This window comes from Pseudomonas phytophila (genome assembly GCF_025643095.1).
GTDB lineage: Bacteria > Pseudomonadota > Gammaproteobacteria > Pseudomonadales > Pseudomonadaceae > Aquipseudomonas > Aquipseudomonas quasicaspiana.
This window is the reverse complement of the sequence record NZ_CP081201.1, coordinates 185,973-198,931: the sequence shown is the minus strand read 5'-3', so window position 1 is coordinate 198,931 and position 12,959 is coordinate 185,973. Positions and strand designations below refer to the sequence as shown.

At 57.1% G+C, this 12,959-nt stretch carries 11 protein-coding genes; 6 read left to right on the top strand and 5 right to left on the bottom strand.

Features of this window, described 5'->3' with window-relative positions; translation table 11 throughout:
* The first annotated feature begins 72 nt into the window (after nt 1-72).
* Nucleotides 73-1,416, top strand: a complete 1,344-nt coding sequence (locus K3169_RS00930; RefSeq protein WP_231676979.1) for an MFS transporter — start codon at nt 73-75, stop codon at nt 1,414-1,416.
* Between the two features lie 116 nt (nt 1,417-1,532).
* On the opposite strand, the gene K3169_RS00925 is transcribed toward K3169_RS00930, so the two are convergent.
* The gene (locus K3169_RS00925; protein ID WP_263272378.1) at nt 1,533-2,033 is read right to left on the bottom strand and encodes a GNAT family N-acetyltransferase; all 501 of its coding nucleotides are present in this window, start codon (nt 2,031-2,033) and stop codon (nt 1,533-1,535) included.
* 351 nt (nt 2,034-2,384) lie between these two features.
* Here K3169_RS00925 and K3169_RS00920 point away from each other — a divergent pair, with 351 nt between their 5' ends.
* From K3169_RS00920 to K3169_RS00900, 5 genes are all read left to right on the top strand, one after another.
* Nucleotides 2,385-3,782: a COG3014 family protein gene (locus tag K3169_RS00920; RefSeq protein WP_122705166.1), complete on the top strand. Its 1,398-nt coding sequence runs from the start codon at nt 2,385-2,387 to the stop codon at nt 3,780-3,782.
* A gap of 12 nt (nt 3,783-3,794) precedes the next feature.
* Entirely contained in the window at nt 3,795-4,166 is a 372-nt protein-coding gene (locus K3169_RS00915) for a YcfL family protein (RefSeq protein WP_263269541.1), read from the top strand.
* 38 nt (nt 4,167-4,204) lie between these two features.
* On the top strand, nt 4,205-4,792 hold the full coding sequence (gene lpoB, locus K3169_RS00910; protein ID WP_231676981.1) for a penicillin-binding protein activator LpoB: 588 nt from the start codon (nt 4,205-4,207) through the stop codon (nt 4,790-4,792).
* Between the two features lie 3 nt (nt 4,793-4,795).
* Nucleotides 4,796-5,536 carry a penicillin-binding protein activator LpoB gene (locus K3169_RS00905; protein ID WP_099270305.1) on the top strand — a complete coding sequence of 247 codons (741 nt, stop codon included), beginning with the start codon at nt 4,796-4,798 and terminating at the stop codon, nt 5,534-5,536.
* 269 nt (nt 5,537-5,805) lie between these two features.
* Complete coding sequence (locus tag K3169_RS00900; protein WP_263269539.1) at nt 5,806-7,047, top strand: nucleoside recognition domain-containing protein; 1,242 nt, start codon at nt 5,806-5,808, stop codon at nt 7,045-7,047.
* Nucleotides 7,048-7,056: 9 nt separating this feature from the next.
* On the opposite strand, the gene K3169_RS00895 is transcribed toward K3169_RS00900, so the two are convergent.
* From K3169_RS00895 to K3169_RS00880, 4 genes are all read right to left on the bottom strand, one after another.
* Nucleotides 7,057-8,262, bottom strand: a complete 1,206-nt coding sequence (locus tag K3169_RS00895) for a DUF5924 family protein (RefSeq protein ID WP_122705173.1) — start codon at nt 8,260-8,262, stop codon at nt 7,057-7,059.
* A gap of 243 nt (nt 8,263-8,505) precedes the next feature.
* The gene (locus tag K3169_RS00890; RefSeq protein WP_263269538.1) at nt 8,506-9,891 is read right to left on the bottom strand and encodes a M16 family metallopeptidase; all 1,386 of its coding nucleotides are present in this window, start codon (nt 9,889-9,891) and stop codon (nt 8,506-8,508) included.
* A gap of 72 nt (nt 9,892-9,963) precedes the next feature.
* Nucleotides 9,964-11,616, bottom strand: coding sequence for a Na/Pi cotransporter family protein (locus K3169_RS00885; RefSeq protein ID WP_027900027.1), 1,653 nt, complete (start codon nt 11,614-11,616; stop codon nt 9,964-9,966).
* Between the two features lie 514 nt (nt 11,617-12,130).
* Nucleotides 12,131-12,898: a TerC family protein gene (locus K3169_RS00880; protein WP_099270301.1), complete on the bottom strand. Its 768-nt coding sequence runs from the start codon at nt 12,896-12,898 to the stop codon at nt 12,131-12,133.
* Nucleotides 12,899-12,959: the final 61 nt, after the last annotated feature.

The following is a 12,959-nucleotide window of genomic DNA, read 5'->3' as shown; positions in this document are numbered from 1 at the left end:
TTCAACCTCATTGAGGCCATTCATACGGCGTCACCAAACGCCGTGCTGTACCTAAAAAAAAGGACCGGAAAATTGAGCGATCAATCCACTCCGAACACTGCACTCGCCAGATTCTGCGAGAAAACCGGCATCCCCTATCCAATGTTCTGGGGCTTCGTCGGCCTGCTTATCTTTATGATCGGCGATGGCGTCGAACTGGGTTATCTCTCCCCTTTCCTTAGCGAACGCGGCATGCCTGCCGATGAAATCGCCATGGTCTTTACCATCTACGGTGTCACCGTCGGTGTCTCCTCCTGGCTGGCCGGCGCGTTGTCGAACATCTGGGGCCCCAAGCGCGTGATGATTCTTGGCTTGCTGATCTGGAGCGTCTTTGAAGTCCTGTTCCTGATCTACGGCCTGCAAGAACTCAGCTACTCGATGATCCTCCTGACCTACGGCCTGCGTGGCTTCGGCTACCCATTGTTCGCCTACGGTTTTCTGGTCTGGATCGCCGCCGCAACGCCGTCCCGCAAAATGGGCATGGCCGTCGGCTGGTTCTGGGTTGCCTACGCAGCCGGGCTGCCAACTCTTGGCTCGCTGGTCGCCAGTGTGAGCATCCCGCTGATTGGTGCCATGGCGACTTTCTGGTTGTCGTTTGCGCTGGTAGTTGTGGGTGGCGTGATTGGTCTGGTGGGCATGCGCGAAGCACACGGTATGCAGCGTCTGGCGCCGGAAGGTGAAAAACCGCTGGTCTCGATGGCCAAGAACATCACCATCATGTGGGAAATGCCCAAGGTGTCGCTTGCCGGTCTGGTGCGCGTGATCAACACCTCGTCGATGTTCGGCTTTCTGGTGATCATGCCCGGCTTCTTCATGCACACCGTAGGCTTCAGCCTTGAAGAGTGGCTGCGACTGCTGACCATCGTGTTTGTGTTCAACATCATCGGCAACCTCGCCTCCAGCATCATCAGTACCCGGATTGGCTATCGCAATACGATCCTGTGGCTGGGTGCCGTCGGCAGCACGATCAGCACGCCGCTGTTCTTCTTCATGCCCCAGGCCTTCCCGAATGACTTCCTGATCGCTTCGATCTTCGGCGCCTTCTACGGCCTGACGCTGGCATGCTTCGTACCGCTGTCGGCACTGGCACCCGCCCTCGCGCCGCAGAACAAAGCCGCTGCACTGTCAGTCCTCAGCCTCGGCGCAGGCGCATCGACCTGGGTCGGCCCTGCTGTGGTTGCTATCTTCCAGGACAGCTTCGGCCTTGCTGGCGTGGTCTGGGCGTTCACCGGCCTGTATGCCCTGAGCGCAGTGATGACCGCGTTCCTGCGCGATCCTGAGCCTGTGTTCGAACCGACACTGACCAAGACCAAGCGCAAGGTTAAAGTTCGTGCACCGCGTCTTGATTATCGTTGGGCGCATGCGGAGCAGAAGTAGGTAAGAGTTATCGCAATCTTTGTGGGAGCCGGGCTTGCCCGCGATAAAGGCGACGCGGATTTCAGGCTCACCGCGTCAGCTTCATCGCGGGCAAGCCCGGCTCCCACAAAAGCTACTCAGACACGCCGCAACACATAAAACTTGCTGTCCACCTTCATCACCGGAAAGCTATCCGGCAGGTCTTCCTTCGCCACGTCAACAAACCCGTGCTTCTCGTAAAACCGGTGCGCGGCGAGGAATTTGTCGGTGGTGCCCAGGTAGATCTCCTGCACGCCACGTTGCCAGGCGTTTTCAAGCAGCATGTTGAGCAGCTGCGCCGCCACTCCAAACTCACGACCACGAAACGGCGCTGCCACGAACATTTTTCGTAAGGCGGTCTGCCGTGCGCCGATGTCTTTGAGGCCGATGGTGCCGATGACCTGGCCTTGATGTTTAGCAACCCAGAAGTCGCCGTTGCCGACCTGATAGAAGTCAGGAATGGCTTGCAGATCCGGCTGGTCTTCGGCGGTTAGGGATATGCCGAACTCTTCACGCTGGATGGGCAGGATGACGTCAATCACACCTTGCTGATCAGCAGATTCAAAACGGCAAAGCTCGATATTGCTGACGGTTGAAATGTGCAAGATGCAGGCCTCCGTGATATGAACAACCACTAAAAAGGAGATATTTGCACAGCTACATTGATCGCGTAACCCCCCTCCTGGATCAGGCCTCAAGGCATATCGTAGTTACCTGCATGCGTGAGGTAATTCTATCTTCAGGTGTAGGAATCAGCCTAAAAACCTGTGAGCCATCAAAAAGCCATTGTTCGCACCGAAAAGCGGCTTATACTCCCGCGCCCTCGGCTGCAAGTGACATTAGCTCGCACAAAGAGGCTCGCCGGGCAGCCGGTAATGGTTGCCCACTCAAACGGATTTGCGTAGCAGATGACTTAGTCCCTGCTATCTATTTCAGGGAATGAACGCCTCATGTCTTCTCGTGCCTTGACTGCGCTCGTGCTGTTCGCCGCAGTACAACTGGCAGGCTGCTCTGCCTTCCGTAGCTACGATACCGAACTCAAAGAAACCAACCTGCAACTGGCCAGCGGTAACGTTGACGGCGCGTTGGGCGTACTGGAAAAGAACAACACCAGCGCCGACAAGGACCTGCTCTACTATTTCGAGAAAGGCGAATTACTGCGCGCCAAAGGCGACCTTGCTGGCAGCCAGGCCGCGTGGCGTTCCGCCGACAACGTGGTTTACCAGTGGGAAGAGTCGGTCAAGCTCGACACCGATAAGTACCTCGCTCAGTTCGGCAGTTTTCTGATCAACGACAAGGTGCGTCGCTACGAAGGCTACGACTACGAAAAGGTCATGCTGACCACACAGATGGCCCTGAACCTGCTGGCGAAGAATGACTTCGAAGGCGCTCGCGTCGAGATCAAAAAAACTCACGAACGTGAAGCGGTGATCGCCGAACTGCGTGACAAGGAATATCTCAAGAGCGAAGAGGAAGCCGAGAACAAGGGCGTAAAAACCCGGTTCAAGGACTTGAAGGGCTACCCGGTATCCTCACTTGATGCGCCTGAAGTTGTCGGCCTCAAGAACAGCTATCAGAGTGCTTTCAGTCATTACCTGTCGGGTTTTGTCTATGAGGCCATGGGCGAAAAAGGCCTCGCTGCGCCGGGTTATCGCAAGGCAGCAGAACTACGCCCCAACACGCCATTGCTGGATGAAGCGCTGCTCAAGCTTGATGGCAATGAAAGCAAAGATGGCTACAGCGAAGTATTAATCGTCGTACAAAGCGGCTTCGCTCCCGCTCGCGATTCGGTACGTATTCCGCTGCCCCTGCCCATCAGTGGCAATCTAGTGATTACTCCACTGTCGTTCCCGGTGATCAAGCCGGATACCACGACCGCAGCCTTCACCCAGATTGGCCTCGACGGCCAGCAGATTAACCTGACCAAGCTCAACAGCACCACAGACATGTCTCGCCGCGCCCTGCGTGACGACATGCCAGGCATCATCCTGCGTACCACAGTTCGTGCAATCACTCGCGGCGTGGCGCAAAAACAGATCAATGATGTGAACCCCCTAGCCGGTCTGGCCGTGGGTATCGCCTCAGCCATTACCGAGGGGGCAGATACCCGCACCTGGCGAACCCTGCCGGACAACACACAAGTTGCTCGCCTGCGTCTGCCACAAGGCACGCACACCGTGATTCTGCCTTCTAGTACGGGAGGCACTCACGTCCAGGTGAAGGTCGATCAGCGCTATCAAGTCGTCGCACTGCGTGCAATTGGCAATCAGGTTTACACCGATGGCCTGATGGCTCAGGTAACGCCATTGTCGGCGCCACAAGCCATCGCGACCACTAAACAACCCTGAATGGAGAACCCGATGCGTATCAAGATTCTCGGCGTCATTGCGCTGACCCTGCTCGCCGGATGCGCCACACCACCACAGCCAGCTCCCGGCAGTGCTGCCAGCAAAGTGGTGTCGCTGAGTAACATGAAGAACATCGAAGTCGGCGCTATGCGTGTGGCTCGCGAAAACGGGTTTCTGACCGTTAACGTGCAACTCAATAACACCAGCAGCTACAACAAACAGATGTATTACCGCTTCGCCTGGCTGGGTAACGATGGCTTTCCCGTAGCCGATGCAGAGGTGTGGAAAAGTACGACGTTGTACGGCACCCAGACTACCTACCTGCCCGCCATTGCGCCGACGCCGAAAGCCACTGACTTTCGCCTCGAAGTCAAAACGCCTTGAGCCCCTCCCTCATTTGTTCAGTTGAAGAGAACTACCGCATGTTTATTCGCCTTTGCTCCATCGCCGCTTTCGGCCTGCTGGTTACCGGTTGCGCCAACAACTCGCCATCGCTGGGCAGCAAGAACATCAGTTACGGCGATACCAAAGCTGTAGAAACCATCACCAACGAATTTGGCTCCACCGATCTGCAAATGATCGCCGAGTCCATGACCCGCTCCCTGGCTCAATCCGGGATCTTGCAGGGTCGTCCGGTGGTTCAGGTTTACGACGTAAAGAACAAGACCAGCGAGTACATCGATACGCGTGAAATCACCACGTCGATCAAGACCCAGTTGATGAAGTCCGGCACCGCCCGCTTCGCCAGCGACAACACTGAAATGCAGAGCCAGGTTGATCAGCTCAAACTGCAAAACCAGAGCGGTCTGTACAAGAAGTCGACGGTCAGCAAAACCGGCAACATGGTTGCTGCCAAGTACCGCCTCGAAGGCTCGATCAGCTCCATCGTCAAGCGCAGCGCTGACTACAAGGACGTCTTCTATAAATTCAGCCTGCAACTGATCGACGTCGAAAGCGGTCTGGCTGAATGGATGGACGAAAAAGAAATCCGCAAAACCACGGAGCGTTAACCAATGCGTGCATGGATTGGCATCTTCGGCCTGATGTGCGCCTTTGGCGTTCAGGCCGCACCGAAAATCGCTGTGGCTGACCTGGCTTTTCAGGAACGCGTGGAAGCTTATATCCACACCGTCTCAGCCAAGAGCAACCTGCAAGCCAACCGCTACAGCGCCAGTGGCTCTTCCAGCTACGACGAATATGAAGCGCGTTACAGCTACATCGAACAGGGCGAGCTGCGCAAATTCAGCGGCGATATCAAGGGCGAGATCATCAAGTCCGGCATGTTCCAGCTGGTGCAAGGCACGCCGTACACCGCCCAATCCAAAGAAGACGTTTATGACGTCATCAAGCGTATCAAGAGCGGCAGCTTCAAGGGCGCGGATTACGTGCTGTTCGGAACCGTGTCGGATATCGATTTCCAGCAGGACATCGGCGAACTGGCGAACACCAACAGTTATTCGGCGATTCTTGGCCTGACGCTGGTGGCTGATTTCAGTTTGATCAATACCCGTACCTACGAGATCAGCTCGGCGTTTACGGCCATGGGCGAAGGGCAGGACACCAAACTGGTCAACAGCCGCGACGTTAAAGTCTCTCTGAATCGCCCCCGCGTTGTGCGCGACGTGTCTCGGTCAATCGGTGTCGATGTGGCCCGTCAACTGCGCGAGCAATTGCGTGGTGAAGTGGAATACACCGGCCAGCCGGTGCAGCAAAACAACCTGCCACGGGATGAAGCGCCGAAGATTTTGCGCTGAGTAAAAAGGGGCGGCTCTTCGCCACCCGAATTGAAATGGTATTTCCCGTGGGAGCGAATTCATTCGCGAAGGCGGCAGTCCTGAAAAATATCCGGGGCTGACACACCGCTTTCGCGAATGAATTCGCTCCCACAGGGTTACACGTTTATTGCACGAAAGCCTGGTTCAGGGACATATGTGGGGCTCTTTCAGATTTATCCTGACCTCTCCAGGGTTTGTTGTTTGCCCTCGCACCGCTATCATCGCGGCATCTTGCGGGGGACTTGTGAATGCTTAACGCTCTATGGCTCGGTTTTTTTCTGATTGCGGCAATCTCCGCATTTGGCCAGTGGCTGATTGGCGGTAACGCCGGCATTTTTGCGGCCATGGTCGAAAGCATCTTTGCCATGGCCAAGCTGTCGGTTGAAGTCATGGTGCTGCTGTTCGGCACGCTGACGCTGTGGCTGGGTTTTCTGCGGATTGCGGAGAAAGCCGGGATTGTCGACTGGCTGGCAAAAGTCTTGGGGCCACTGTTCCTGCGCCTGATGCCGGAAGTCCCTGCGGGCCACCCTGCCCTTGGCCTGATCACCCTCAACTTCGCTGCCAACGCATTGGGCCTGGATAACGCGGCAACGCCTATCGGCCTCAAGGCCATGCGCTCTCTGCAGGAGCTCAACCCCAGCCAGACCACGGCCAGTAATGCACAGATTCTGTTTCTGGTACTCAACGCGTCTTCGCTGACGTTGCTGCCTGTTTCGATTTTCATGTACCGCGCACAGCAAGGCGCCCTCGACCCGACGCTGGTGTTCTTGCCAATTCTTCTGGCGACCAGCGCCTCGACGATCGTCGGACTGTTGTCGGTAGCGTTCATGCAGCGCCTGCGGCTGTGGGACCCGGTCGTGCTAGCCTACCTGATCCCCGGCGCACTGCTTCTCGGCGGTTTTATGGCGTTACTGGCAACCATGTCGGCAGCGGCATTGGCCGGCCTCTCTTCTATCCTCGGCAACCTGACGCTGTTCGGCCTGATCATTATGTTTCTGGTGATCGGTGCGTTACACAAGGTGCAGGTCTATGAGGCGTTTGTCGAAGGCGCGAAGGAAGGTTTTGACGTCGCCAAAGGCCTGTTGCCCTATCTGGTAGCGATGCTCTGTGCGGTCGGCGTGCTGCGTGCTTCGGGCGCGCTGGACATGGGCCTGGAAGGTATTCGTCATCTGGTTCAGTGGCTGGGGGTGGACACACGCTTTGTCGATGCGTTGCCGACGGCAATGGTCAAGCCGTTCTCGGGCAGCGCCGCTCGGGCGTTGCTGATCGAAACCATGCAGACTCAAGGTGTAGACAGCTTTGCAGCGCTGGCTGCCGCGACGATTCAGGGCAGTACCGAAACCACGTTCTACGTGCTGGCGGTGTACTTCGGTGCGGTCGGCATCCAGCGCGCACGCCACGCCGTAGGCTGCGCGCTGCTGGCCGAGCTTGCCGGTGTGATCGCAGCAATCATGGTCACTTACTGGTTCTTCGGCGCAACCGCGCAGTAAGTCTCAGGGTTACTGAGCGGCGGGCTCGGCAGCTTCAGGTTTGACGTCAGGCTCAGCCGCCTCAGGCTGAGCCTTTTCAGGCTCTTTTGCCTCGGGCTCTGACCCCTGCGGCGCAGGCTCATCAGCCCCGCTGTTGCTGTCATCGCCACCCGGCTTGAGACGGATTATCCGACCAGAAGGTCGAGTGACAGGCGCCTGATCAGCCTCGGTCACTTCAAAACGCAGCACGCCGATCATCTGTCCGTCTTCAGTCAGCACCCTCACCTGCCATTTGCCCACCGCGTCCTGTGGGAAATTGCGCTTGTGGGTCCACGCTCGGTAGCCTTCTTTACGGCCACCATGGATATCCAGCGCAATCCGGTCGACTTCTTTGCCGTTGTGTCGCCACACGTGGTAAATCCGCTCATCCAGACCACGCGGCGCATTGATCGAGGTGTACGCATACAAACCACTGTTCCGTACCTGATTAGCGCTGACCTGGGTGACGCTGTCCCCCGGCGTACGGTTCTTGTTATCAAAGTCGATGCTGACCGCTACTTCGGTCAGCCACAGCGTCGCGGGCGGCACCCATGAACGCAGCAGCCAGCCTGCACCGCCGATTGCCAGGATCATGACCACCACGCCCACGCCGCGCCGCCAACTGGTGACCGGGAAACTCGATATCAGGCTGGGGAATGACAGCAGCATCGCGATGCCCAGCGACAGCTTGTAACTCTCGGCGGTGGTCAGGTGCAGGATGATCGGCAGGGCGGTCAGCAAGGCAGCGAACAGGGTCAGGGTGTGCAAGGCCATGAACAGCCAGCGCCGAGGGGCAAGCCATTTGTAGTACAGCGGATCAATGATGGAGATAAGACCGGCCGCACCCAGCATCCCGGTAAAAATCGCCTGGGCGCTGTTCCATGTAGTGGTAATGAAGAAGAACGGCAGAACGAAGAACAGGCTTTCCTGGTGAATCATCTGTGTGCCGTAGCGCAGTATTCCTTCGGGAATTCTGCGTTTGAAAACCTTGGTGAACAGCACCATGGCGCTGCCTTCGACCATCAGCCACAACCAGCTGAGCAGCATCACCACGGCGATCCAGGTGGCCAGGCCTTCCTGACGGTCCACCAGAATGAAGCTGGCGATACCCGAAACGAAACCACCCGCCGCAATAAGCCCCGGATAACGCTTCATCAGTTCAACGATGCGGACGATCAGGGATTTCCATTGAGGCATTTCAGCGATTCACTTGATGGTGTGGAAAAAAGGGTCAGCAGGATAACAGTGCTGCCAGTGAATTCATTGTTCGGTGTTTTGATACGGCTATCTCTGCCGTTGCGCGGGCGGAGCGGCAGACACAAGGCCCCGTGGGAGCCGAGCTTGCTCGCGATACATGAGACGCAGCTAGACGACATACCACGTCATCGTTTATCGCAAGCAAGCTCGGCTCCCACAGAAGCAGGATTCCAGCCTGAATGATCATCGGCGTTTACGGCGATAGCTGTTAACGCGCCATCCCACCAGCAACACCAGTAAGCCCACCACCGCCGTCGTCAACCAGAACAAACTGTCGTAACTCAGCAACGACTGCTCGGTGCGCCAATAACTCTTCTGCTTGAGCAGCTCGCGCAGCGCGCGATTGGCGCTGTCGAGGCTGACGGCTTTGTAACGCTTGACCGGATCAGCAAACCGGCCTTTTTCGTAATCGTTGAGCGCACCCCAGTAATAGTCCGCCAAGGCACTGTTGCCCTGCACGGCCCAGGCCTGCTTGGCGATGGTGGCTTGTTTGATCCGGGCGAATGCCGCCGGATCGAGGCCGTCCACTTGCAGACGCTCGAGCATTGCGCGGACGTATTCCTTGGCTTGATCAACGTCGTCACACTCAAGGTCGGCATTCAGACTCATGAAGCCCGTGCCGCCGAAGACCTCCCGGTCGACCCACGGACCGTAAGACAAACCGTGCTTGAGGCGCAGGTCGCTGTAGAGCGCCCATTCAAGGTAGTCGCTGACGAGCTCCAGCGTTTCATCATGCTGATCGTCCAGCAGCGGCTCGTTGAATATCAGATGCAGCCGCGCAGCGTCGCCCAGCGTTCCACGAATCAAGGTACGGTCTTTTTCAGCAGCGTCATTGGGCTCGGCCAACGGAGGATGGTCGATGGGATCAAGCGCATCGAGCTCACCGAACGTACGCTCCAGATAGCTTGGCAACAGCCGGTCCAGATCGCCGACCACGATCAGCGTCATGTTGTTCGGCGCATACCAGGAGCTGAACACCTCTTGAACCTGATCCAGTGTGATGTGATCGACCTGAGGGCGCTCGGCGCACTTGAGGCCCATCTCTACCGCCAACTGGCTGCTTGCGTTGTGACCCAGATCCTTGCGATCCAGCCAGCGTTGCAGGTGCGAGTAATGGCCGCCATCTTCGCGCTCGACGATACGTTTGACGGTATCCAGATCGGGCTGATCGAAGTGGGTCTTGGTCAGCACGTCCATCAGCAGGTCCAGCACCTTGCGCTGATTCTGCGCCGGAGCCTCGATCACGAATGTGGTGTCGGTGTTGCTGGTGAATGCATTCCAGTCGCCACCCAGCGCCTGCATGCGCTCTTCCAGCCCTCCTTCACCCGCGTCGTCGATACCGCTGAACAGCAAATGCTCCAGCAAATGCGGCAGCTCTTTGTCTTCACACGGGAAGTCATCGAAACCAATGCCGACCACCAAACGAATGGCCACGTGACCTTTTTCATAGCCCGGCTTGAGCAGCAGTTGCAAACCGTTGGGCAGCATATAGCCCTCGACCTGAAAACGGTCGAGAGCGGAGGAAGGCAGTGCGATCAGAAACAGACAAGCGAACAGCAGGCAACGCATAAAACATTGCTTCCTTGCGGATCGGTATGTCTAACAGACTTCGATGTGCCCGGTACGTTCACATCACCACTTTTACGCGGGCTGCTCTGGCTCGCTTTCGCTGGACAATGCACCAGTGTCGGCGGTTTCCAGTACGGCGTAGGCGCTGCTGCAAAACAGTGAATTGAGGCGTTTCATGTCGGCAATCAGTTCAAGGTGCAGCGAACTGGTTTCAAGGCTCTGCACCACTTTGCGTTGCAGGCGGCTGACGTGGGCATGGGCAAGGCGACGCTCCTGAGCGCGGAAGCGACGTTTTTCACGCAGCAACTGGCGAGCGCTTTCCGGATCACCGCTGAGGAACACCGACAAACCCAGACGCAGATTGGCCAGCAACTGCGATTGCAGGCCCGCCAGCTCTTCCAGCCCGACCTCGGAGAAGGAGCGACGCTGGGAGGTTTTCTGCTGCTGGATTTTGCGCAGCATGCGTTCGATCAATCCGGCAGCCAGTTCCAGGTTGATGGTCAGCTCGATGATTTCCGCCCAGCGCCGATTGTCCTGCTCACCGAGGTCCTCCCGGGGCATCTGCGCCAGATAAAGCTTGATCGCGCTGTACAGCGCTTCGACGTCATCGTTGAGGCGACGCATTTCCTGAGTCATGGACGTTTGCGTACCGCGCAGGACTTCCAGCATCGAGCCGAGCATGCCTTCAATCAGGTCACCCATGCGCAGGGTTTCCCGCACGGCATTCGCCAACGCAAGGCTAGGCGTAGACAGGGCTGTCAGGTCCAGATGGCGCGGCTTGGCCAGCCCGTTGACCTCGGGACGCTCCGGCAAGATGACCGAACACAGCCGCGCCATCGGGCCGACGGTGGGCAGCATGATCAGACAGCGGGCGGTGTTGTAGACCAGGTGGAAGCCAATGACCATGTCTTGCGGGCTGAAGCCCAGGCTGTCGATCCAGCGTACGAGTGGGTCGAGCACCGGAATGACCAGCAGCAGGCCAAACAATTTGTACAGCAAGCTGCCCAAGGCCACTTGGCGACCGGCAACGTTCTGCATGCTGGTGCTCAGGAAGGCCAGCATGCCACTGCCGATGTTGGCGCCGATCACAAGGCCGATAGCCACCGGCAAGCTGATGATTTCAGCGCCTGCCAGCGTTGCGGTCAGCAGCACGGCGGCCAGACTGGAGTAGGAAATCATCGCGAACAGCGCGCCCACCAGCGCATCCAGCAACAAATCGCCGGTGAGCGAAGCAAACAGTACTTTCACGCCAGCGTTTTGAGTAATCGGGGCGGCGGCGGCGACGATCAGTTGCAGCGCCAGCACAATCAGCCCAAGGCCAATGGCAACGCGCCCCATCTGACCTAGACGGGTCTGCTTGCGAGACAGAAAGAACACTACGCCCAGGAAAATCAGCAGCGGCGACAGCCAGGATAAATCGAACGTCAGGATGCGCGACATCAAGGCCGTGCCGACATCCGCGCCCAGCATGATTGCCAGGGCAGGCGTCAGCGCCATGAGGCCCTGACCGACAAATGAAGTCACCAGCATGGCGGTGGCGTTGCTGCTCTGCACAACCGCGGTCACCAGAATGCCGGCGATAAACGCCAGCGGACGCTTGGACATGTTCTGACTGATGACCTGACGCAACTGCGCGCCGTACACGCGCAAAATGCCGGTACGAACAATGTGAGTGCCCCAGATCAGCAAGGCCACGGCCGAAAGCAAATCGAGCAGGGTCAGCATACGGAAAGCCCCCTGAAGTGTGCCCATACGGGCAATGAATTGAAGGTGCAGCGAATGTCGCGCTTGCCAGGCCTTACTAACCTTTAGTCGGCCTTTGACTTAAATGCCAACAATGATTGGCATCCAGCCATTGAAACAAATATGTAATAAATCAGCCATCTACATTTGCGTGCAAGGAAACACGATCCCTGTGGGAGCGAATTCATTCGCGATAGGCCGGTATATCCGATGGATATTTATCATCTGTAATCGCCCCTTCGCGAATGAATTCGCTCCCACCAGAACCGCATTTACAATGCACGAACTGCGATTGCAGGCAAAAAAAGAACGCGATCCCTGTGGGAGCGAATTCATTCGCGATAGGCCGGTACATCCGATGGATATTTATCATCTGTAATCGCCCCTTCGCGAATGAATTCGCTCCCACCAGAACCGCATTTACAATGCACGAACTGCGATTGCAGGCAAAAAAAGGGGCGCATCAGTGCGCCCCTTTTTTCAGTGACACACCGGCTTACTGGCCCGGAACGTCCTTACGCAGTTTTACAGGGTCGCTTTGCGCCTTCTTCTTCGCATGCGCAACGCGCATTTTGATGTTGATCGCTTCAACAGCAAGCGAGAACGCCATAGCGAAGTACACGTAGCCTTTAGGCACATGCACGTCGAACGCTTCGGCGATCAATACGGTACCGACAACGATCAGGAACGACAGCGCCAGCATCTTCAACGATGGGTGCTTCTCGATGAAGTCGCTGATGGTGCCTGCGCACAACATCATCACCAGAACGGCAACCACGATGGCCGCAACCATGACCGGCACGTGGGACACCATGCCGACAGCAGTGATCACTGAGTCCAGCGAGAACACGATGTCGATGATCGCAATCTGGATGATGGTGTAGATGAACTTGCCACCTTTGCCACCCGGCTCGTCTGTCGACTCTTCTTCGCCTTCCAGACCGTGGTAGATCTCTTGCGAGCTTTTCCACAGCAGGAACAGACCACCGAAGAACAGGATCAGGTCGCGACCCGAAATCCCCTGGCCCATGACGACGAACAGGTCAGCGGTAAGACGCATGACCCATGTGATCGACAGCAGCAACAGTATGCGCGTGACCATGGCCAGCGCCAGACCGAAAATCCGGGTGCGCGCCTGCATATGCTTGGGCATGCGGCTGACCAGAATCGAGATCATGATGATGTTGTCGATGCCCAGGACGATTTCCAGGGCAGTCAGGGTAAAGAAAGCAATCCATATTTCAGGATTGGTCAGCCATTCCATTTTGTAATCCTTTGAGCGTTTAAACTTTTGCGGCCCAGACCCGACGATGAAGACCGGGGCA